Genomic DNA, 22,751 nt, shown 5'->3' with positions numbered 1-22,751 from the left:
GATAGCGGCGTGTCAGTCAGCAGATGTACAACTGATCCACCGCCCTCGGGAGCAAGCCCCCCTCCCACATTGGGTTATGTATCAGCCTTTCCAGGCCTGGGGATTCACCAGATCCTGCGGGCGCTGGCCCAGCAGCGCGCTGCGCAGGTTGGTCACGGCGCGGTTGGCCATGGCTTCGCGGGTTTCATCGGTGGCCGAGCCGATGTGCGGCAGGGTCACGGCATTGCTCAGTTGGAACAGTGGCGATTCGGCCAGCGGTTCCTTTTCATACACATCCAGCCCGGCCCCGCGAATACGTTGGGTTTGCAGGGCGTCGACCAGGGCCGGTTCATCCACTACCGGCCCACGGGAAATATTGACCAGGATCGCGCTGCGCTTCATCAGGCTCAATTCGCGGGTGCTGATCATGTGGCGGGTCTTGTCGCTCAATGGCACCACCAGGCAGACAAAATCTGCCTCGGCCAGCAACTGGTCCAGGCTCCGGAACTGCGCGCCCAGCTCGTGTTCCAGCGCGGTCTTGCGGCTGTTGCCGCTGTACAGGATCGGCATGTTGAAACCCAGGCGCCCACGTCGGGCCACGGCCGCGCCGATATTGCCCATGCCGACGATGCCCAGGGTCTTGCCGTGCACATCACAGCCAAACAGCGGCGCGCCCACGCTGGCTTTCCAATGGCCGGCCTTGGTCCAGGCGTCCAGCTCGGCCACCCGGCGTGCGCTGCTCATCAGCAGGGCGAAAGCCAGGTCCGCGGTGCTTTCGGTGAGTACATCGGGGGTGTTGGTGAGCATGATCCCGCGCTCGTTGAAGTACGGCACGTCGTAGTTGTCGTAGCCCACCGACACACTGGACACCACTTGCAGCTTGCCTGCGCCTTCTAGCTGCTCGCGGCCGAGCTTGCGGCCCACACCGATCAGACCGTGGGCATGGGGCAGGGCTTCGTTGAACTGCGCGTTGATATCCCCCTGATTGGGGTTGGGCACGATCACCTCGAAATCCTGTTGCAGGCGTTCGATCATGGGCGCGGTGATGCGGCTGAAGGCCAGGACAGTCTTTTTCATTGCAGGCGGGCTCATCGACTACGGAAGAATGCCAAGCACGCTAACATTCCCGCCGTTGATTGTCAGGACACCGTAGCTCTAAAGGGGGGGGCAGGCTCTGAATGTGGGAGGGGGCTTGCTCCCGATAGCTATGGTTCAGTCTAAACATTTAGTGACTGACACCCTGCTATCGGGAGCAAGCCCCCTCCCACAGTTGTTCTGTGTTGTCAGGCAGAAATCAGGTCGCCATCCGCACACTACCCAAACCACCGCTCAACTCATACGCCACCAACTCCGCCTGATGCGCTGCCAGAATCTCCGGCAACGAACCGCGCAGGTATTCCACCCAGGTCTTGATCTTTGCATCCAGGTATTGGCGCGAGGGGTAGATGGCGTACAGGTTCAATTCCTGGGAGCGGTAGGTCGGCATCACCCGCACCAGTGTGCCGTTGCGCAACCCTTCGATGGCGGCGTACACCGGCAGCAGGCCGACGCCCATGCCGCTGGTGATCGCGGTTTTCATCGCGTCGGCCGAATTGACCAGGAACGGCGAGCTGTTGATCGCCACGCTTTCCTGGCCTTCGGGGCCGTTGAAGGTCCATTTGTCCAGCTGGATCACCGGGCTGACCAGGCGCAGGCACGCATGGTTGAGCAAGTCCTGGGGCCGTTGGGCGCAGCCCTTGGCCTTGACGTATTCCGGTGAGGCGCAGGCGATGCTGTAGGTGATACCCAGGCGCTGGGACACGAACCCCGAATCCGGCAGTTCGCTGGCCAGCACGATGGATACATCGTAGCCCTCGTCGAGCAGGTCCGGCACGCGGTTGGCCAGGGTCAGGTCGAAGGTGACGTCGGGATGGGTGCGGCGGTAGCGGGCAATCGCGTCGATGACGAAGTGCTGGCCGATGCCGGTCATGGTGTGCACTTTGAGCTGCCCGGCGGGGCGGGCGTGGGCATCGCTGGCTTCGGCCTCGGCTTCCTCCACATAGGCGAGGATCTGCTCGCAGCGCAGCAAATAGCGCTTGCCGGCTTCAGTCAGCGCGATGCGCCGGGTGGTGCGGTTGAGCAAGCGGGTTTGCAGGTGGGCCTCAAGGTTGGAGACCGCGCGCGAGACATTGGCCGTAGTGGTGTCCAGTTGCACGGCGGCAGCAGTGAAGCTGCCGGCTTCGGCCACGCAGCTGAAAGCGCGCATATTTTGCAAAGTGTCCATGGGGTGTTCTCAAGGGAGATAGCAAATTGTGACAGAAAGTAACGCCGTCCAGTGATCCCTACCAACGGATTATCGCCTGAACGGTAACAAAGATTCACAGGAATGCCAGCTTATCGTCCTCCCTGCCGCCGCCTAGAATTGCGCCACCTCTTGCGCAACACCCTCTCAGGAATTCGCTTGCCGTGCCGCGTCACATCAGCAGAGAGCTGAAGACTCTCAGTGTTTGGGCCTTATCGTTAGCCATCAGCGGCTGCATCGGAACCGGAGGAATCGCCCCCCAAGGCCACGCCCTCAACGCCAATACTTTGGCCACCGACGAAGCCATTCAAGACGCCGCCCAGGACGCCCACTGGCCCACCACCCAATGGTGGCAAGCCTACGGCGATCCGCAGCTCAACCGCTGGGTCGAACTCGCCACCCAGAACAGTCCCAGCCTGGCCATGGCCGCCGCACGCGTGCGACAAGCGCGGGCGCTGGCCGGAGTAGCGGAGTCGGCCGAGTCGTTGCAAGTCAACAGCGACACTACCCTCAAGCGCCACAACTGGCCGAAAGATCAGTTCTACGGTCCCGGCGAACTGAGCGGTGCCAACACCTGGGACAACAATTCGTCCCTGGGTCTGAGCTACGCACTCGACCTGTGGGGGCGGGAAAGCAACAACACCGAGCGCGCCGTCGACCTCGCCCATATGAGCGCCGCCGAAGCGCGCCAGGCCCAGCTCGAACTGCAGAACAACGTGGTGCGCGCCTATATCCAGCTGTCGTTGCACTACGCCAACCGCGATATCGCCGCTGCCACCCTGACCCAGCAACAGCAGATCCTCGACCTGGCCCACAAACGCCTGGACGCCGGGATCGGCACGCACTTCGACGTCAGCCAGGCCGAAGGCCCGCTGCCGGAGACCCATCGCCAACTGGATGCCCTTGACGAAGAAATCGCCTTGAGCCGTAACCAACTGGCGGCGCTGGCGGGCAAAGGCCCGGGCGAGGGTGCGCAGTTGCAACGCCCGTGCCTGGCCCTCGCCGCACCGTTGAAACTGCCTTCGAGCCTGCCGGCGCAGTTGCTCGGTCAACGCCCGGACGTGGTCGCCAGCCGCTGGCAGGTGGCGGCCCAGGCCCGTGGCATTGACGTGGCCCACGCCGGTTTCTACCCCAACGTCGACTTGGTCGGCAGCCTCGGCTACATGGCCACCGGCGGCGGCATGCTGGAATTCCTGGCGGGGAAGAAATTCAACTACAACGTCGGCCCGGCGATCACCTTGCCAATTTTTGATGGCGGCCGCCTGCGCGCCCAACTGGGCGAAGCCAGTGCCGGTTATGACATCGCCGTCGCCCAGTACAACCAGACCCTGGTCAACGCGCTCAAGGGCGTCAGCGACCAGTTGATCCGCCGCGAGTCCATGGACAAGCAGTCGGCCTTCGCCGCGCAGTCGGTGGCCTCGGCGCAGAAAACCTACGACATCGCCATGATCGCCTACCAACGCGGCCTGACCGATTACCTCAATGTGCTCAACGCCCAGAGCCTGCTGTTCCGTCAGCAACAGGTCGAGCAACAGGTACAGGCGGCGCGCCTGAGTGTCCATGCGGAATTGGTGACCGCCCTGGGCGGCGGCCTCGGTGCCGGCAACGATGTGCCCCAGGATGCCAAGACCCTTCCGAGCAAGACCCCGGCGGCGCTTGCCGTGTTTGATCACTGAGTAGGATTTGATGACTCCCTTGCCTGCACCGCTGCGCTGGTTGCATTCCCTTGAGTGGCGCCGTGGCTTTTTCGACTGGGCACGCAGCGACGGCGTGACCTGGGTGTATATCTTCAAGGTGCTGGTCGCTGCGTTTCTCACGCTGTGGCTGGCCATGCGCCTGGAACTGCCGCAACCGCGCACGGCGATGATCACCGTATTTATCGTAATGCAGCCCCAGAGCGGCCAGGTGTTCGCCAAAAGTTTCTACCGCTTCCTGGGCACCTTGGCGGGGTCGGCGGTGATGGTGCTGCTGATCGCCTTGTTTGCGCAGAACACCGAACTGTTCCTCGGCGCGCTGGCGATCTGGGTGGGCATTTGTACCGCGGGCGCCACGCGTAACCGCAACTTCCGCGCCTATGGCTTTGTGCTCGCCGGCTACACCGCAGCGATGGTCGGGCTGCCGGCCCTGGCCCACCCGGACGGCGCCTTTATGGCGGCCGTATGGCGGGTGCTGGAAATCTCCCTGGGGATTCTTTGCTCCACGCTGGTCAGCGCGGCGATCCTGCCGCAGACCTCCAGCGCGGCCATGCGCAACGCGTTGTACCAGCGCTTCGGCGTGTTCGCGCTGTTCGTCACCGACGGCCTGCGCGGGCGCAGCCAGCGGGAGGGCTTCGAGGCCAGCAACGTGCGCTTTATCGCCGAAGCGGTGGGCCTGGAAGGCTTGCGCAGCGTCACCGTGTTCGAAGACCCGCACATGCGTCGGCGCAATGGGCGACTCAGTCGCCTCAACAGCGAATTCATGAGCATCACCACGCGCTTCAACGCCCTGCACCAGTTGCTTGAACGCTTGCGTGCCGATGAGGCCGATCATGTGGTCGCAGCGATCAAACCCGGCCTGCAAGATCTCGCCGAAGTGCTCGACAGCTTCTCCGGTCGCGCCCTCACCAGCCCGGATGCCGCACACCTGGTCAATCAACTGAGCGCCTACAAGGACGGCCTTCCTGCCAAGGTGCGCAGCCTGCGGGCGAGCTTCCAGGACGATAACCCTACCGAAGCCGAGCAACTGGATTTCCATACTGCCTACGAGTTGTTGTACCGCTTCGTCGACGACCTGCACAACTACGCGCAAACCCACGCGTCCCTGGCCGACCACCACCATGCGCGGGAAGACTGGCACGAATCCTACACGCCGAAAACCAACTGGCTGGCCTGCACCGCCGCCGGGGTACGGGCCTCATTTATCCTTGTCGTGCTGGGCAGTTACTGGGTCGCCACCGCCTGGCCCAGCGGCGCGACCATGACCTTGATCGCAGCGGCCACGGTGGGCCTCTCCGCCGCCACACCCAACCCCAAGCGCATGGCGTTCCAGATGGCCTGCGGCACCTTGATCGGCGCCTTGGTCGGCTTTGTCGAAATGTTCTTCGTGTTTCCCAGGATCGACGGTTTCCCGTTGCTGTGCGTGATGCTCGCACCGGTGATCATCTTCGGGGCCTTTCTCTCTTCCCGCCCCCGGTACGCCGGTGTCGGTGTGGGGCTGTTGATTTTCTTCAGCACCGGCTCGGTGCCGGACAACCTCACGGTCTACAACCCCTACACCTTTATCAACGACTACATTGCCATGGTCATCGGCATGCTGGTGTGCGCGGCAGCGGGGGCGATCATCCTGCCGCCCAACAGCCGCTGGTTGTGGCGCCGCCTGGAGCAGGACCTGCGTGAGCAGGTGGTGTATGCGATCAGCGCCAAGCTCAAGGGCCTGGCCTCGAGCTTTGAAAGCCGCACCCGCGACCTGCTGCACCAGGCCTACGGCCTCGCGGTCGGCCAGCCGCAGGTGCAGCGCGACTTGCTGCGCTGGATGTTCGTGGTATTGGAAGTCGGCCACGCGATCATCGAGTTGCGCAAGGAGCAAGCGATTCTGCCGGTGCACCCGGCGTATGCCGAGTCCCAGCCATGGCGCCAGGCAATTCGTGTAATGGGCCGCTCGTTGGTGCGCTTGTTCCGGCAACCCAGCGCCAGCAACCTGGAGCGCGGCTTGATCGCCGTCGACCATGCGATCAGCCGCGTACAGGCCACCGACGAACCCTTCGCCCCGCACTTCGACACCTCGGCCCTGCGCCGGGTGAAGAGCTACCTGCACTTTATCCGCACTTCGCTGCTCGACCCGCAATCGCCACTGGCGGCCCTAAAAGGAGCCTCGAATGCCCCGTGAAATCGCATTTCATGGCATCTATATGCCGACCATGACCCTGATGTTCCTGATCGCCGCGGTGTTGGCCTGGGCGATTGATCGCTTCCTGGCCGGGTTCGACCTGTATCGGTTTTTCTGGCACCCGGCGTTGCTGCGCCTGAGCCTGTTCGCTTGCTTGTTCGGCGCCCTGGCGCTGAGCGTCTACCGTTGAGAATGCCCCGATGAAAAAGTTTTTCAGCCTGCTCGCCACCTTGCTGGTGCTGGCTTTGGCAATCTGGATTGGCCGCACATTATGGGTGCACTACATGCAAACGCCCTGGACCCGTGATGGCCGGGTACGCGCCGACATCATCAACGTGGCGGCTGACGTGACCGGCGAGGTGGTGGATGTGCCGGTACGCGATAACCAGCTGGTGAAAAAAGGCGACCTGCTGATGCAGATCGACCCCGAGCACTACCGCATTGCCGTCAGGCAAGCCCAATCGCTGGTGGCCTCACGCAAGGCCACCTGGGAGATGCGCAAGCTCAACGCCCACCGTCGCGCCGACCTCGACGCCCTGGTGATCTCCAGGGAAAACCGCGACGACGCCAGCAACATCGCCGACTCGGCCCTGGCCGATTACCAGCACGCCCTGGCGCAACTGGAAGCCGCTGAACTCAACCTGAAACGCACCCGCGTGCTGGCGGCGGTGGACGGCTACGTCACCAACCTCAACGTGCATCGCGGCGACTATGCGCGTATCGGCGAGGCGAAGATGGCTGTGGTGGATATGAATTCGTTCTGGGTTTATGGCTTCTTTGAGGAGACCAAGCTGCCCCACGTCAAAGTCGGTGACAAAGCCGACATGCAGCTGATGAGCGGCGAGACCCTAAAGGGCCATGTGGAAAGCATCTCCCGCGGTATCTACGACCGTGACAACCCTGAGAGCCGCGAGCTGATTGCCGATGTGAACCCCACGTTCAACTGGGTGAGGCTGGCCCAGCGCGTGCCGGTGCGCATTCACATTGATGAAGTGCCCGAGGGCGTGCTGCTGGCGGCTGGCATCACCTGCACCGTGATCGTCAACCCAACACAAAACTAAAAACTGTGGGAGATTCAAATGTGGGAGGGGGCTTGCTCCCGATAGCAGTGTGTCAGTCGGTACATCTGACACTGACACACCGCTATCGGGAGCAAGCCCCCTCCCACATTCAGACCCGCGTTAAGCCTTGATAAACGTTTCATGCAAGTGCCGCCACAACAGCGCACCACTGGCCTGCTTCTCAAACACCACAGTGGCCCGGCGATCCGTCTGTGTACCACTGTCATCCACCTGATGCTCGCGGTAAGTCACCGTGGCCCCCCGCGCATGACGATCAATGCCGGTCATTTCACTCAAGGTGATTTTCAACCCCGGGCGCATTCCGCCCAGGCGCGTGAATAGCGCATTGACCCCGGCTCTATTGACGCGCGTACCGGTGGCGGGCGCGACCATGCTGAACTCGGGTGAGAAGCGCGCCAGCAGGTTTTGCAGGGTGCCCTCAGGCGCAACACCGGCAAACCATTGCTCGATCTCGACGTGGGTCTGGATCACTTCTTCAAAAAAATCACTGTAGTCAATCATGCTTGGGCTCGCTGGAAGGGTGAAGCAGGCTGCGTACCCTGGATGCATCCAGGCGCAACACTGCGAAAAGCGGCAACAGGGTCAAGGCTGCCGCCATCGTGAAGGTTATGGCGAAGGAATCCAAGGCCGACAGCACGGCACTGAGTACGGCGGCACCCAAGCAGAAACTCACTTGGCGGTTGATATTCCACAAGGCGCTGGCGTGGCCCATGCGCTCGGTGGGGATATCCAGAAAGGCCAGGGTCTGTGCGGTGCTGCTGCACAGGCTGCCGCCCAGGCCCATCAAGGCATAGGCGGCAATGATCAGGGCCGGCTCGTTGAGCAACAGGATGCCGCCGCATTGCAGCGCCATGCCCGCCACCAGCAAGGGTTTCGGGCCACAACGATTGAAGAGTTGCTTGCTCAGGTAGATCGCCATGGCCGAGGCCAGGGCCCAGGGCAACATGAGTGCGCCGGCCTGGGTGGCGTCATACCCCAGGCCGCGTACATAGAGGATGGCGATCAGGCTGGTGCCGATAAATACCCCGGGAATGCACAGGTAGACCAGCATCGCCACGCGCAGCATCGGGCTGGCGGCCTGTTTGAAAATGCTGCCCAGGTTCAGGGGCGGGCGCACGCTTGCAGGCATATCGGGTTTTATCCACAGCAGCGCCAGCAGCAGGGTGATCAAGGCCAGTGGCAGGTTTGCGTAGAAAATCCAGCGCCAGGACAGGCTATCGACAATCAGCCCGCCCAACGCCGGGGACAGCGCTGGCACCAGCAATGCCACCGACATCACACGCGCTGTCAATTGGCTGCGCTCGACCGCTGGGAAGTGCCGGTAAGCCATGGCTTGCCCCACGGGAATCAACAAGCCGCCACCGAGTCCCTGCAAAGCGCGCCAGCCAATCAAGACGTCGATGGAACCGGCCTGGCCGACCATCACCGAGGCTCCTGCGAACAGCAGCAGACTGGTGGCGATCAGCGTGCGCTCGCCCATAATCGCCGCCAGCCACACACTCAAGGGAATAATCACCGTCAACCCGAGCATGTAGGCATTGCTGATCCACGCCAGTTGCGTGACCGAGGCTTGCAGTTCGCGGGCGATATCCGGGTAGGCGACGGTGGCGACAAACATGTTCACCAGGTCCAGGGCAAAGCCCAGTAAAAAGATCCAGGCGACTTTCGAGCGGTAGGTCATGAACGCGATCCTGCGAATGAAGCGTGCAGGGTAGGGCGGGCGCAACGTTTGAGATACGTCGGTTTGGCTGTTAGTTTGTCAAAAATATTTTGACAACGGAGGGCGTGGCCCATGGTCAGCCTGGACCGATTCGACACCTTCAAGGCCGTGGTCGAGGCCGGCTCACTCACCGCCGCCGCTGATCTACTCGGCCAGACCCGCGCCGTGGTCAGCTTCAACCTCAAGCGCCTGGAAGCGGAGTTGGGCGTTACCCTGCTGACCCGCAATACCCGTCAGCTCGCGCTCACCGATGCTGGCGAACGCTTCTACCTTCGCTGTACGCGCATGCTCGAAGAGGCCCGTTTGGCGGTGGAAGAAGCCCGCTCCGAGCACGCCCAGCTCAAGGGCACCCTGCGTATCACCACCACCCTGGAGTATGCCCTGGCCGTGGTCGCCCCGGCGGTGGAAGCCTTTCGCCGCCTGCACCCGGACCTGAATATTCACTTATCCACATCCTCCACCCACGCCGATTTGATCTCCGAACGTTTCGACGTGGCGATTCGCCTGGGGCGCTTGCTTGACTCCAATCATCGGGCGGTGCAGTTGTCGACGTTCGATGTGTTTGCTGTTGCGGCGCCGCAGTTTGCCGGGGTTCAAAACCTGGATGAATTAGAGCAAGTACCACGGCTGGGCCATGGTCGCTTGACTGAGTTGAGCGTGACCGACCCGGCGGGTGGCCAATATCAATACCGCGCCGGGCCTGCCGCGTTGGTGGCCGATAGCGCGGCGGTGCTTCAAGCGTTTGCCGTGCGCGGTCACGGTGTGGCGATTTTGCCGCAATGGCTGGTGCAGGAGGACCTGGAGGCTGGAAGGCTGGTGCGTGTGTTGGCGAATCATCGCTTCGCGCCCCAAGGGGTCTACGCGATGTATCCGGATACCCGACACCTGCCGCTGAAGGTGCGGGCGTTTATTGATTTTATGAAGGGCTAGAGGCTGCCGCTCAAGCCAAAGCGCTTCTTCAACACCTTCTCCAGCAACCCCTTGGGCAATAGCGCCGCCATCAATGGCAACGCGCGGCTGCCGTTGCCCGAGCGCAGCAGGCGCGGTGGCTGGTTTAGTTGCACGGCCTTGAGCACATCCGCCGCAAACTCACCGGCTGGGGTGGGTTTGTCCTGAGAGGCCTGGCTGCGGGCACGAATGCCTTCGCGCAACGGCCACCATGGCGATGTTTCGTTGAGCAACAGTTCGGCCTGGGCCCCGGCATTCTTTGCAAAGCTGGTGTTGATCGCGCCGGGTTGAACTTCCATGACGCGTACGCCAAACGGGGCCAACTCCATGCGCAGAGCGTCGCTCAAGGCGTGGACAGCGGCTTTGGATGCGCAGTACGCGCCGGCGAACGGCGTCACCAACACCCCGGAAACGCTGCCGATATTCACCACCAGGCCCCTGCTGCGGCGCAGGGCGGGGAACAGCGCCTGGGTCACGCCCACGATAGAAAATACATTGGTTTGGAACTGGCGCTGCATCGCCTCGGTGCCGCCGTCGAGCAACGGGCCCATGGCGCCGTAGCCAGCGTTGTTGACCAGCACATCCAGCTCGCTCAATTGCTCGGCCAGGTGTTGCAAGGCGGCGCTGTCGTTGACGTCCAACTGCACGGCATTGAAGCCTGCGGCAGCGAGGGCGGCGACGTCATCGGGCTGGCGGGCGCTGGCCCATACGTTGAAGCCTGCGGCTTTGAACGCGTCGGCGAGGGCGCGGCCGATACCGCTGGAGCAACCGGTGATCAGTACGTTGGGCATGCATCATTCCTTTGTCAGTCCGAGAAGCTGCCTTGCAGGTGCTCGGCGCGAAATTCCAGGGTTTGTGGGCGATAGCCGGGGCGCAATGGCGGTGTGGGCAGGCAATCGTCCCAGGTGGCACCGGCCTGCAATTCGCCGGGGCCACGATAGCGTGGGGCGGCGTAGACGTTGTCGGCCAGGTTGACCGTGTCGCCCGGCGCATAGGCGGCGACGCGCCAGCGCAATTCGGTCAGCGGTACATCGTTGCCGTTGTTGAGGGTCAATTTCAGTGGGCGGTCGGTCGGGCATTCCTGCGGGGCATACGTGATGCGCAACTCAAGGCGCGCCAGCTGCGCGGCTTCGCGGTTGTCCAGCCACACCACCCAGACGGCGACGAGACCCAGGCCGATGGCAGCCGTCAGCGACACCGGCAAGGCCTTGGCCGGGTAACGCAGCAGCAGGATCAGCCAGGTAATGATCAGTAAAACACCAAAGAACATGCTGACAACCTCGTTTAGGGACAGGCCATCGTACCTGTGGCCGGGCCGGATTGACTATCGGAGGAGCCGAGGCAGGAGCGGCGCTGCCTAGGGGACATATCCCTAAATAACTTTTTGTCGCGTTATTGATACGAATCGACACTCAGGAGGCGACCGAGCTTGTCAGAACGGATACCCCGACATGTCCCGGTTCCAATCCCTTTTCTGTGAGATAGAGTCGATGATCAGTCACTTGCCCAGCCCATCTTATCTGCCACCGCCGGTGGCCCTTGCCACGCCGTCGCCCTTGCCGGCCGAATCGTCTGCCGTAGCGGTGGACAATAAAGCATCCGAAATGCCTTCTGTACCTCGTCAACCTGCGTTGTCCCGATTGCGCCGCAGTATTGAGCTGGAAAACCCTCCTGTTGGCGAAGGCGCGCTGATGGCCGGGCAGACGCTTGAGCATTGGCAGCAACTGACGGGGAACATCCAAAACAACTATCGCCTCGTCACGGCGTTACAACAGATCCAAGAGGCCATTGCCAAGGATCCGAGCCTGGACGTAGCGCCGTTGCTGGAAACGAAGACGTTTTCCATTCATGAATATTCAGCATTTGCGCGCGCCCATGGCATCGGGCCGGGTGAGGAGGACTCGGTGGCGTGGTTCCTGAGGGAAAACCAAGTGTTGGTCCCGAAAGATCCCGTGCAACTGGCAAACCTGATAGCGGTATTTAAACAGCCGTTACCCGAACCGGCCGATTACGGCAATCACTGGGGGCTGTTGAACCAGCCAGACACCCTGGACAGCGAGCGACGCATGAAGCTGAGCGAAATGGCGACGGCAGAAATGGTCAAGCTATCGCCCGGCAACGGCATCTTCCAGGCCTTTTATGAACGGCATGGGGCGTCGATCCAAGGCATGAGCGCGGCGCAAGTCCTCGAATACATGATGAGTACTGCCGAGATCAAAGGCTTGGGGCAAACGCTGCAAACTGCTTTCAAGAGCACGGACACGGCGGTAATCGCAGATGCGGTTGATTGGGCATTGACGGCCATGATCCTGGAGCTTGATCCCCAGGCGGGCAGCAAGCGCGGCGTAGTCGCAGGCTACGACCTTTATCAGCCGGCCAACCGGGACGTTCATCCTGCGGTGGTGGTGGCGCGTCTTGAGCAGTATCTGGTGGACCAAGGCAAGGTGCCTGCCGAGATGGCGCCAGCCGCCGCACGTATGCTGCTTGCAGGGTCTGAACCGGCATTTATAGTCGCGGATATGCCCAGTAACATGGTGGTCAAGTCTGCAGCGTTTACCCGACTGTCGGCGGTTGTGCAGGCGCAAGAGTTTTGGTCGCCGGGTATAGCGACGCACACCGATTTCAAAACCTTCATGGGCCTGGCCGAACTGAATCCTGTTACATCCGCGCAGGTCATTATTGAGACCAAGGCTCAGGCCAGCGCATTGATTCAATGGGGCATCGCCCAGGGCAAAATTGATCGAAGGGACGATGACGATTATACGGTGCAAGAGGTGACTGAGGTCCGCGAGGCCTTCGATCTGGAGCTCACCGCGCTGAAAAAAGCCCACGACCAGTTAAGCGCGCCCATGCCGACACGTGAAGGCATTGCGACTGGCAACCTGGAAAGTGTCTACAAAAACGGTCCGTTTGATGTGCGCAACACGCGCATCGTTAACATCGATGCCAGTGAGAGCGACGAGCACTCATTACTGGACATCTACATGTCAGGGAAAATGGACCGTATTCCCAAAAAGGAGCGCTACGACTTTCAGATTGGTAACCGTTTTCTGCGGGTCAGGCCGCTTCCTGATGTCAATGCGCAGTTCAATACTCAGTTCGATGATTACTTCAACGGTTTGAAAGAGGGGGTCACGACCACAGTCAAACACCAGTTGTCGCAGCTACCGTTGGAAGACAGGCAAACCATCGCGTCGGGTAAGGTCGAGTTTTTCTCCCTACGCAAAGCCAGTGTCGCGGAGGCTGAAGGGGAAGAGACTGATGCCCAGGCACGCGCTGCCAAGGGGCGTTATGGGTTGTTGATGCGCGTTCTGACCAAGATCGACCCAAGTGGCAGCGACCAGGACGAAAAAAACCTGCGGCATGTCTACTACGAAGTATTTCCTCTGCAAGGCACCATCCGCCGTCGCGATGACCTGCCACGCTATCTGCCCAATCCCCCGCCTCGGGTCGCCAACGCTGAAACTTACGCCACTACCCAGGCCAAAGGGGTCAGCGTCGCGGTCGATTATGAAGCCTATGAAAGCAGCACCCCACCCCAGCCAGGCAAAGTCTCCCAAGGGCTCCTGACGCAGCGGCTCGATGGGCCTTACTTGCCCGAGCCGCGCCCAGGACAGGTCGCCAATGCAGCGGATGCCATGAATGCGCGGTTCGACACGATTGCCAATGTGGTGGCCGGCCACCTGCTGCATGATCGCGAAGCGATGCAGGCTGGCGCCAGGGGTGTGACCAAGGTGGAAGAGGAAGAGGCCGGTATCAAGGCTGGCCATGACTTTGTAAAAGGGCTGATCCCATTCGCCAATGCAATTGAAAACGCCGTCAAGGGTAATACCGGCGCGGCGATCCGGGATTTTGCGCTGGATATTTTCGGTTTCATCGTTCCAGTCGCCAAGGGCGTGGGCCAAGCGGGTAAAGCCTTGGGCAACTTGAGCGGAAAACTTGGCGCGCGAGCGTTCAAGGCATCCGATAAGGTCCTGCGTTCGACTGTCAGTGGCTTGAACCCTGCTGATGGCCTTGGAGACCTGGCGGAAGGTTTGGCAAGGGGGAGCAAGTCGGTATTGAAGAGTAGCTACAGGGAGTTGAAGGACATATTGCAGAAGCAATCTTCTTCTCTTGACGACACCGTCAAATTGTCCGATGCGGCGTCCGACGTTGCCGGTATCCGCCGCGACTACAGTGCTCACGCCATGCCTGAGGACTTTCTGGAGGGCCGTCCCTTAAGGGAGGACGGTACTTACCAGGTAGGTGATGACTTCTATGTCAACTTTACCGATGGCACGGGCGAGAGCCGGGCATTTCTGGTTGAACGTCGCTACCAGGGCAAGGGCAGACCCATTCGGGTCATTGATCCTGAAACTAAAAACCAGGTGATGGTGCTGGTGCCCAAAGGTAATGGCGAATGGCGATTGGCAGTCAATGTCGGTGCGGGCAGAAAAGCTACGGATGTGGACAGCATCAGGCTGCAACCGCAAAAAAACGCGCGCAAAGGCAATCCGCCTTCACCCTCTATAGTGAGTCGCCCTTTGACTAATCACCCTGATTGGTCATCGGTATTGGATTCGGGCTTTCACAATGGGCAACCGGTTTATATTCACTACACCAGCAAGGAAGGCGCCGAAGCGATCGCTCGAGCCCAAGGTATCAATGACCTGGCCCGAGGTGAAACACGCGCGGGTTCAAAGGGCGGCGTGTACGTAAATCCTCCCGGCCAACAACTCAACAGTGAGAACGTTGAAACCCTGTTGTTCCTGGGCAATGAACGCTATGCGGGCAGAGGCGAATACAAGGTGATATTCAGCACCGACCAGGTGCCCAAGGAGCTGGGTCCCGTCACTGCCGGTAGCCAGATCGTTGAGCTCAAGATGGACAAGGAAATCAAGCTGACGTCGTCGAACTTCCTGTATCTGGGGCCGAACACGTTCCCCGATTATTTCGGTTGAGGATGTGCTGAAACAGGTGTGAACGAGCAAAAAAAAGCCCCCACCCAACCCACTGCGGATAGGGGACGCAATGGGCTGGGCGAGGACTTCTTGTACGACTGTTTTACTGCGCGATAGTTTTCACCGACACGCCACGTTCAACCGGCGTCGAGCGACCGTAGATATCTTCGAAGCGCTCGATATCGTCTTCGCCCAGGTAGCTGCCCGATTGCACTTCGATGATCTCCAACGGGATCTTGCCCGGGTTGCGCAGGCGGTGCACCGAGGCGATCGGGATGTAGGTGGACTGGTTCTCGCAAAGCAGGAACACGTTCTCGTCACAGGTGACTTCGGCGGTGCCGCTGACCACGATCCAGTGTTCGGCGCGGTGGTGGTGCATCTGCAGCGACAGGCACGCGCCCGGCTTGACCGAGATGTGCTTGACCTGGAAGCGCCCGCCCATGTCCACCGAGTCGTAGGAGCCCCACGGACGATAGACTTCGCAGTGGTTCTGGGTTTCGCTGCGGCCTTGCTCGTTGAGGGTGTTGACCATCTGCTTGACGCCCTGGACCTTGTCCTTGTGGGCAATCATCATCGCGTCCTTGGTTTCCACCACCACGATGTTGTCCAGGCCGATCACCGACACCAGTTTGCCGTTGCCATGCACCATGCAGTTGCGGCTGTCCTGGATCACCACGTCGCCTTTGCTCACGTTGCCGTTGGCGTCTTTGTCATTGACCGCCCACAGCGAGGCCCAGCAACCCACGTCGCTCCAGCCGGCACTCAGCGGCACTACGCAGGCACGCTGGGTTTTTTCCATCACCGCGTAGTCGATGGAATTGTCCGGGCAGCAGGCGAAGGTGGCGTCGTCGAAGGTCACGGTGTCGTTGGTCTGCTCGCTACGTTCCAGGGTCAGTACGCAGGTGTCGTAGATGTCCGGATCGTGCTTTTTCAGCTCTTCGAGGAAACGGCTGGCGCGGAACAGGAACATGCCGCTGTTCCAGAAATAACCACCGCTCTTGACGAACTCGATGGCGCGTTTTTCATCGGGCTTTTCCACGAACTGTTGCACGCGGCTCACGCCTTCGGGCAGCAGCGAGTCGTTGGTGGACTTGATGTAGCCGTAACCGGTTTCCGGACGGGTCGCCGGTACGCCGAACAGCACCATCTCGCCACGCTCTGCCGCCACGGTGGCCAGGGCCAGGGCACGTTGCAGGGCTTTCTGGTCGTCGATCACATGGTCGGCGGGCAGCACCAGCATCAGCTCGTCGCGGCCTTCGTTAACCAGCATCATCGCGGTCAGGGCCACGGCCGGTGCGGTGTTGCGGCCAAAGGGCTCCATCAGGATGCGCTGGCATTCGAGCTTACGCGCGCTCAGTTGCTCGTTGACGATGAAGCGGTGGTCCTTGTTGCACACCACGATAGGGGCGTCCATGCCTTCGAACACCAGGCGCTCCAGGGTTTGCTGGAACAGCGTGTGCTCGCCGGTCAGGGCCAGGAACTGCTTGGGAAACTGTTTACGCGAAAGCGGCCAAAGACGTGAGCCGCTACCACCGGAAAGGATTACTGGGATCATGGGTGTTTCTCCTTGAATCAGTTTGGGTCAGAGCTACGAAGGTTTGTCGTTTCACTCTTGTTTTTGTCTCGGTCCTGAGTTGAAACCCGGTCATTGTGGGAGCTGGCTTGCCTGCGATGGCGCCTTCAAGACCGCCATCGCAGGCAAGCCAGCTCCCACAAGGGGGCGTGTCAACTCAGGGAAATAGTTAGCGGGTCGACACCGGGCGTTTGACCCAGACTGGCGACAGGCTCGAACCGGAACCTGTGACGTACAGCACCGCTGCCTCACCGCGCTCCAGGGCCACCGGCTTCACATCGCCGACCTTCTTGTCGCCGTCATACAGCGCCAGGCTCACCTTCACCGGGTTGATCTCGCGTTCACCACGGCCCTTGGCGGCCACCGACTTGACCACATCGGTCTTGCCGTCGGCAGTTTTCAGGGTCAGGGCCTTGTCGCTGAGGTTCTGCACGCGTACCAGGGATTTCTGCTTGTTCTTGAACGGCGGCTCTTCGATCAGCTGAGGCTGGCCGCTGCTGTTGTTGACCAGGGTGTAGTAGTGATCGGCAGCGAGTTTGACCGGCACGGTCTGGCTGCCGACCTTGGCGCTGTAGTCACCGCCCGGCATGAAGCTGAAGTCGCTGCTGGCCAATGGCGCCACGTCGCTGAGGTTGGTGCTGCCGACGGTGGCGCTGACTTCCTGGTTGCTGGCGTTGTAGATGCGCACGAAGCTCGAACCCTTTGGCGCGGTTGGGCCGTACAGGGCGGCGTCACCACCGGCGAAGGCGGACATCGATACGAAGCTCAGGCCGGCAGCGATGGCCAGGGTCTTGGCGAGACGACGAGGAGTTGTAGTGAAAGTCATGTGAGTTACCTCTCTTTCAGTTTTGCGCCCGGTCGGGCGTCTCGGGTTTCTGATTTTTAAAAGCAGGTGTGTTGCTTGCCATGTTCTGTTGGCGCGAACCGGCTTGTTTAAGCTGCGCAACCCACGATGGGTCGGCATCACCGATTTCGTTATTTACGGGCAGATAGCGTTCGGGGAATTCCCAGATCAGCACCTGGGGTGGGTTGTTCTTGAAGTCGTCGCTTTTCAGATAGCTGAGCATCGGCAGGATCGGGCCGTGGCCGTCTTCGGCGTAGCTGACCACGTCACTGCCCAGGGCTTGCTTGAGGGCGCCGACGAAGTTCCAGTTGGGGTTGGCGCTGTAGCTGGTGCCCACCAGTGCCACTGGGGTTTCGCTGTCGCTGAACAGCGCGTCGTCGCCTTTGGTTTCGGCCAGGTGCGTGACGCGTTTTTCCAGCGGCTCTTTGGGCGGCATCAGGTTTTCGAACAGCGGGTCCAGGGGCAGGAACAGACGCAGGTCGCCTTTGTGTGGCTCGGTCTTCTCGGCCTCGGTGACAAAGTGCTGCGGCTCGCCGCTCAGCGGGGTCTTGTCGGCAATGGTCTTTGCCAGTTGCTTGGCGGCGATTTCCGCGCCATCCGGGGTCCAGTGGGTGTCGGTGCGCAGGAACACCTGCTTGCCGCCCAGCTTGGCCTGTTGCAGCGGGCCGAGCAGGTCCGGGGCGATGATCTGGTCGGCGGCAACCCGGGCGTGGAAGTCCTGGTACAGGTTGGCGTGAATGCTCGCCGGTTTCACTTCACCCAGGTGTTCCGGGTACAGGCGCACCTTGGCCGGCACGATCGCCATCACCAGTTGGATGCCCTGGGCCTTGAGCTTCTGGCGCACGCCTTCGACAAGGGCGTAGTTGCCCTCCAGGTTCTGGTCTTCATTGACGGCGGGGTTGAATTCCTCGTCGCTGTACAGCCAGTGATCGCGGCCCAGCACCACGCCGGGGCGGCCTTCATTGAACAGCTTGTAGTCCAGCGCTGCCCATAGGTTGGTGCCGATGCGCTTGATCGGGAACTCGTCGTCGTAATGAGTCTCGACGGCTTTGGTCCAGCGACCGTTGAGCACGGTCGCATCGGCGTTGGTGCTGAAGCCCAGGAAACTGCGCAGCGACCAGGCGCCCAGGGCCAGCAACAGCACCATGAACAGGCTGATGTAGAGGACGCGTAATGAACGGGTCATGGTCGGCTCCCTCAGAATTGGAAGTAAAGGAACGGCGAGAAACTCTGCGCCGACAGTTTCAGGATCGACGCTACGAACAGCAGCAGCACCGCGGCGCGCATGGCGTAGCGTGGCCATTCAGCGGTCCAGTAGGCCGGTTGCACGGCAGCGTCACGGCCCACGCTGAAACCAGGCTCGTGGATGCTGCCGGGGTTGTCGCCAGGCACCGCCTTGATCAGGCTCGGATCGGCCGGCTTGGTTTTCTGGGCAGGGCGATTGGTGTAGAAGTCGCGCAGGCCGAAGAACGCCAGGGTTGCGTAGGCCACCACCAGGGTCGCCACTTGCAGCCCGGTGAGATTGGCGCGGTTGAGTTCCGACAGCGACCACTCGCCAAAGCTGAACATCGCACCGTACATACGCCCGGCAACGTGCAGGTTTTCAGCGCGGAAGATCACCCAGCCCATCACCACCAGCAGGAAGGTGAAGGCCCAGCGCAGCACATTGAAGCTGCGCGGCGCGGTGTTCAGGCCGATGGCTTTTTCAATTGCCAGCCACATGCCGTGCCAGGCGCCCCACACGATGTAGGTGATGTTGGCACCGTGCCACAGGCCACCGAGCAGCATGGTCAGGAACAGGTTGCGGTAGGTGGTCAGCGTGCCTTTGCGGTTGCCGCCCAGGGTGATGTACAGGTAATCACGCAGCCAGGTAGAGAGGCTGATGTGCCAGCGCCGCCAGAACTCGGTGATCGACTGGCTGATGTACGGCTGCTTGAAGTTTTCCATGAAGCGGAAACCCATCATCAAGCCCAGGCCGATGGCCATGTCGCTGTAGCCCGAGAAGTCGAAGTACAGCTGCGCGGTGTAGGCCAGTGCACCCAGCCAGGCGTCGCCGGTGGTGGGGTTTTGCAGGGCGAAGCAATGGTCGGCCACCACCGCCAGGGTGTCGGCAATAAAGACTTTCTTGATGAAACCCTGCATGAACCGCGTGCAACCCTCGGAGAACTTGTCGAGGGTGTGGGTGCGGTTGTTGAACTGGTCGGCCAGGTCACGGAAACGCAACACCGGGCCGGCAATCAAGTGCGGGAAGATTGCTACGAACGCCGCGAAGTCGATCAGGTTGCGGGTCGCCGGGGTATCGCCACGGTACACGTCGATGATGTAGCTGATGGACTCGAAGATGTAGAACGAGATCCCGATCGGCAACAGCACGTGGGTGAGGATGAAAGGCTCCAGGCCCGCCGACTTCATCATCACGTTGATGCTGTCGACGCCGAAGTTGGCGTACTTGAAATAGCCGAGGATGCACAGGTCGACTGCCACGCCGAGCAGCAACCAGCGCTGCGCCGGCTTGGTACGCACGCCGGCGGCACCGACCTTGAGGCCGATCCAGTAGTTCCATAGCGTGACGGCGGCGAACAGCGCCAGGAAGTCCACTCGCCACCAGGCGTAGAACACGTAGCTGGCAATCAGCAGCAGCAGATTGCGATAGCGTTGCCCGCTCAAGTAGTACAAGCCGAGAAAGATCGGCAAGAACAGAAACAGGAACACATTGGACGAGAAAACCATCCCGATCTCTCCATGTTTAACCAACAGTCAAGGGCCAGAGCCCCCCCAAACCCCCCCACGATTTCGGGGGAGGTTGTATTGCATTTCTACTGACGAAACCGGCTTCAAATGTGGGAGGGGGCTTGCTCCCGATAGCGGTGTGTCATTGAGCACAGATGGCGACTGTTACACCGCCATCGGGAGCAAGCCCCCTCCCACATTTTTTACCGCGTTTGCTCAGGAACCTTTTTTGCCTTTTTCGTGCGCCGGGTCGTAGACCTTGGTCAGGTCGCCACCCAGGCGGAATGTCTTGAACGGCTGCATCTCATGCTTGCGCTCGATCACATCCGGTGCGCAGGTGTAGAGCGTGCAGAAGGGCTCAAGCCAGGCAAATTTCATGTCTTCCTTGAGGTCCTTCATGTCCTGCTCTTTGCCGTTCTTCTGCTCGAAGATCTCCGGGTCTTTCACCCCGGCCAGCACCTTGTCGCCCAGGCGTTTGAGTGCGCCGTTGTTTTCCTGGCGCAGGTCCACGCCGTTGACCAGGGCAAAACTGGCGATCATCGACAGCGGCGGCAGGGCGTAGTTGTGATACGACAGGGCGCGCTGTTGGCGCTTCAATTCGTTCGGCAAAAAGCCTTGGGCATCGACCTGGTTGGCGCCGACCTTGTATTCCTTCACCGCCCAATCAAACAGGTCGCGGCGGTTGGTGGCGATGGAAGTCGCCATCACCGACCAGGCGGCCCAGTAGGAGTGGTTGTTGGTTTTTTCCAGCGGCAGGTTGTCCCAGTCGCTCACCACCTGGTCGGCCAGCTTGTTGAACCAGGCTTCGATCTGTTGGGATTCCTGCGGGTGCTTGGCCAGCGGCTGCGACTCGGAGAATTTCAGGCGCACATAGGCTGAAGCCATGCTGCCCAGTGCCCATTTGCGCATGGATTTGCCGGTGTGGTTGAAGTCCTTGGACATCAACGCATCCGCCCGAGCCCAAGTAGCCAGCCAGTTCAAGGTGCATTCCAACTGCTCGGGCCTGCCATCGCGCATGAATTGCATCACGCGCTTGCTGGTGTCTTTTTCCAGCTTGGTAATGTCGGCGGTGCTGTCGCGAAAGGCCTTTTCGGATTGCACATTCAGCGTGGAACGCGCCTTGTCCGAACCTTCGTACTTGCTGCGAAATTGCAGCGAGCCGGTGTACGGCGCCGGCATGGCATCGCAGTCATTCTTGAAGTCGCCGGTCTTGAACGCTTCGATCGGTGCGAAATAACCCTGGGGCGGACGCAGCGGCGCGGCGGCGTTGGCTGCCCCGGCGAAGATCGCCAGGCCCAGCAACGATGGAATCAATAACTTTTGCATAAGTAACCTCATTGCCCGGTTGAAGCGGTTTGTTGACCGCCGGCTGGGAATACGTTTCGTGTGCAAATTTTCGCTTCGACCTTCTGCGCGGCAGCACCCTGTTCCGGGCCCTGCACTTCCACGGCCAGCAAGTTCTGCGAGGCCCAGTCTTCATCGGTGCGCAGTTCAAAGGCGAAACGCCCGTCTGTATCGGATGTCTCGGGTTTCTCGATCTTGATGTCCTCGTGGCGACCGTTCATGTACCAGAGGGTGGCTTGCAAGGTTTTCACCGACGGATCGGCGAAGCGGATATCGACCTGGTGGTTGGCGTTGCGCAGGTCCTTGTTGGCACTGTTGACCATCAGCTCGTTCTTGCCGGGCTTGAGGGTGGTGCTGGCGGACATCTGCGCGGTCTTGCCTTCGCAACCGTTGTCCAGCAGCGCCATCATCTGGCGATAGATGGTTTCCTGGTCGAGGCGGTACAGCGGCGAGAATTCCCAGATCAGGATCTTCGGCGGAGTCTTCTGGAATTCGTCGCTGCCCAGGTACTGGATCATCGACCCTTCCAGGCCACCGCCGGGGAAGGCGACGTTAAGGATGTCGGCGCCGATTTCCTCCTGGAGGAAGCCGGCGAAGTTGTAGTTCTTGCCGCTGTGGCTGGTGCCCACCAGGGTGATCTGCGGGTTGCCCGAATCGCTGAACAGGTCGCCGTCACCGGCTTCGCCCTTGGGCTCGGTGGTGAACTGGTCCATGTACTGAATCGCATAGCTGGTGCCGCACAGTTGCCCGGCCATGTTGTGCAGGGTGCCGGTCTTGCCCATGCGGCCCGAGCGCTTGGTCTCGAATTCGCGCTTGGGAATCTCGGCGTACTCAGGCATCTGCTTGACCTTGGCCGCGACGATTTTCGCCGTGCGCTGGGCGCCGTACGGGGTCCAGTGCTGGTCGCCGCGGAAGTAGAAATCGTGGGCCGGCAATTCGTCCGGCAATTGCTCGTTGGTCAGTGGCGAAAGGTCCGGCACCACGTAGCCCATCTTGGCGAAACGGCCAAGCATGGTCTTGTAGTTGGTCAGGGCCTTGTCGAAGTCGAACTTGGCTTTTTCTTCAGGGTTGAGCTTGTTGCGGTTCACCAAGCCACGGGTCGGCTGATAGACCACCACCAGTTCCACGCCCTTGGCCTTGAACGCATCGTGCAACTGCTGCATGCGTTTGTAGCCAGCGGGCGTGGTGTCGAATTCGGTGCGCAGGTCTTCCTGGGTACGGAACAGCCAGTCGCCCTGGGCTTGGACCAGGGTGGTGAAGTTCTGCTGGTAGCGCGTGGTGTAGTTCTTCGCGTCATGGGCGGCCGGGCACAGGCTGCAGCATGGTTCGGCGGTGAAGGTCGGCGCCTTGGCTTCGTCGGCGCGCACGCCCTGGCTGGCCGCGAGCAGGCCGAGGGTCAGACCCGAGAGGCTCAGCAGTTTGATCATGTGTGGGTGCATAAGGGTC

General features: G+C 61.0%; 18 protein-coding genes. 6 read left to right on the top strand and 12 right to left on the bottom strand.

Features of this window, described 5'->3' with window-relative positions; genetic code table 11:
- Window positions 1-81 precede the first annotated feature (81 nt).
- Complete coding sequence (locus BLU48_RS20435) at window positions 82-1,056, bottom strand: 2-hydroxyacid dehydrogenase (RefSeq protein ID WP_057021521.1); 975 nt, start codon at window positions 1,054-1,056, stop codon at window positions 82-84.
- Between the two features lie 217 nt (window positions 1,057-1,273).
- Window positions 1,274-2,242: a LysR family transcriptional regulator gene (locus tag BLU48_RS20430; protein ID WP_057021520.1), complete on the bottom strand. Its 969-nt coding sequence runs from the start codon at window positions 2,240-2,242 to the stop codon at window positions 1,274-1,276.
- Between the two features lie 182 nt (window positions 2,243-2,424).
- On the opposite strand from BLU48_RS20430, the gene BLU48_RS20425 reads away from it, so the two are divergent.
- The 4 genes from BLU48_RS20425 to BLU48_RS20410 are packed head-to-tail and all read left to right on the top strand — an operon-like array spanning window position 2,425 to window position 7,185.
- A complete protein-coding gene (locus BLU48_RS20425) occupies window positions 2,425-3,936 on the top strand; it encodes an efflux transporter outer membrane subunit (RefSeq protein WP_057021519.1) in 1,512 nt (503 codons plus the stop codon).
- Between the two features lie 10 nt (window positions 3,937-3,946).
- Window positions 3,947-6,124, top strand: coding sequence for an FUSC family protein (locus BLU48_RS20420; protein WP_057021518.1), 2,178 nt, complete (start codon window positions 3,947-3,949; stop codon window positions 6,122-6,124).
- Window positions 6,114-6,314: a DUF1656 domain-containing protein gene (locus tag BLU48_RS20415; RefSeq protein WP_046070983.1), complete on the top strand. Its 201-nt coding sequence runs from the start codon at window positions 6,114-6,116 to the stop codon at window positions 6,312-6,314. The genes BLU48_RS20420 and BLU48_RS20415 overlap by 11 nt, the downstream gene beginning before the upstream one ends.
- A gap of 10 nt (window positions 6,315-6,324) precedes the next feature.
- Window positions 6,325-7,185: an efflux RND transporter periplasmic adaptor subunit gene (locus BLU48_RS20410; RefSeq protein ID WP_057021517.1), complete on the top strand. Its 861-nt coding sequence runs from the start codon at window positions 6,325-6,327 to the stop codon at window positions 7,183-7,185.
- A 120-nt stretch (window positions 7,186-7,305) separates the two neighbouring features.
- Here BLU48_RS20410 and BLU48_RS20405 read toward each other — a convergent pair whose 3' ends face one another.
- Window positions 7,306-7,707, bottom strand: a complete 402-nt coding sequence (locus BLU48_RS20405) for a hypothetical protein (RefSeq protein WP_057021516.1) — start codon at window positions 7,705-7,707, stop codon at window positions 7,306-7,308.
- The gene (locus BLU48_RS20400) at window positions 7,700-8,887 is read right to left on the bottom strand and encodes an MFS transporter (protein WP_057021515.1); all 1,188 of its coding nucleotides are present in this window, start codon (window positions 8,885-8,887) and stop codon (window positions 7,700-7,702) included. The genes BLU48_RS20405 and BLU48_RS20400 overlap by 8 nt, the downstream gene beginning before the upstream one ends.
- A gap of 111 nt (window positions 8,888-8,998) precedes the next feature.
- Between BLU48_RS20400 and BLU48_RS20395 the strand changes: the two genes are divergently transcribed.
- Window positions 8,999-9,856, top strand: a complete 858-nt coding sequence (locus BLU48_RS20395; protein WP_057021514.1) for a LysR family transcriptional regulator — start codon at window positions 8,999-9,001, stop codon at window positions 9,854-9,856.
- Here the strand turns inward: BLU48_RS20395 and BLU48_RS20390 are convergent.
- Entirely contained in the window at window positions 9,853-10,665 is an 813-nt protein-coding gene (locus BLU48_RS20390) for an SDR family oxidoreductase (RefSeq protein ID WP_057021513.1), read from the bottom strand. The genes BLU48_RS20395 and BLU48_RS20390 overlap by 4 nt on opposite strands.
- Window positions 10,666-10,679: 14 nt before the next feature.
- Window positions 10,680-11,144, bottom strand: a complete 465-nt coding sequence (locus BLU48_RS20385) for a hypothetical protein (protein WP_057021512.1) — start codon at window positions 11,142-11,144, stop codon at window positions 10,680-10,682.
- A gap of 181 nt (window positions 11,145-11,325) precedes the next feature.
- Here BLU48_RS20385 and BLU48_RS20380 point away from each other — a divergent pair, with 181 nt between their 5' ends.
- On the top strand, window positions 11,326-14,814 hold the full coding sequence (locus tag BLU48_RS20380; RefSeq protein WP_231988980.1) for a hypothetical protein: 3,489 nt from the start codon (window positions 11,326-11,328) through the stop codon (window positions 14,812-14,814).
- Between the two features lie 103 nt (window positions 14,815-14,917).
- On the opposite strand, the gene BLU48_RS20375 is transcribed toward BLU48_RS20380, so the two are convergent.
- The 6 genes from BLU48_RS20375 to BLU48_RS20350 all read right to left on the bottom strand — a co-directional run bounded on the left by BLU48_RS20375 (window position 14,918) and on the right by BLU48_RS20350 (window position 22,744).
- Complete coding sequence (locus BLU48_RS20375; protein ID WP_057021511.1) at window positions 14,918-16,369, bottom strand: mannose-1-phosphate guanylyltransferase/mannose-6-phosphate isomerase; 1,452 nt, start codon at window positions 16,367-16,369, stop codon at window positions 14,918-14,920.
- 187 nt (window positions 16,370-16,556) lie between these two features.
- Window positions 16,557-17,213: an alginate O-acetyltransferase AlgF gene (locus tag BLU48_RS20370; RefSeq protein ID WP_043049782.1), complete on the bottom strand. Its 657-nt coding sequence runs from the start codon at window positions 17,211-17,213 to the stop codon at window positions 16,557-16,559.
- 16 nt (window positions 17,214-17,229) lie between these two features.
- Complete coding sequence (locus tag BLU48_RS20365) at window positions 17,230-18,417, bottom strand: alginate O-acetyltransferase (protein ID WP_057021510.1); 1,188 nt, start codon at window positions 18,415-18,417, stop codon at window positions 17,230-17,232.
- Between the two features lie 11 nt (window positions 18,418-18,428).
- Window positions 18,429-19,961: an MBOAT family O-acyltransferase gene (locus tag BLU48_RS20360; RefSeq protein WP_057021509.1), complete on the bottom strand. Its 1,533-nt coding sequence runs from the start codon at window positions 19,959-19,961 to the stop codon at window positions 18,429-18,431.
- A gap of 216 nt (window positions 19,962-20,177) precedes the next feature.
- Window positions 20,178-21,287: a mannuronate-specific alginate lyase gene (locus BLU48_RS20355; protein WP_082636602.1), complete on the bottom strand. Its 1,110-nt coding sequence runs from the start codon at window positions 21,285-21,287 to the stop codon at window positions 20,178-20,180.
- 8 nt (window positions 21,288-21,295) lie between these two features.
- Window positions 21,296-22,744, bottom strand: coding sequence for an alginate O-acetyltransferase (locus BLU48_RS20350; protein ID WP_057021784.1), 1,449 nt, complete (start codon window positions 22,742-22,744; stop codon window positions 21,296-21,298).
- Window positions 22,745-22,751: the final 7 nt, after the last annotated feature.

Source organism: Pseudomonas synxantha (assembly GCF_900105675.1).
In the GTDB taxonomy this organism is placed as follows: Bacteria; Pseudomonadota; Gammaproteobacteria; order Pseudomonadales; family Pseudomonadaceae; genus Aquipseudomonas; species Aquipseudomonas synxantha.
The sequence above is the reverse complement of the archived record's forward strand: the minus strand, read 5'-3'. Positions and strand labels throughout refer to the sequence as shown.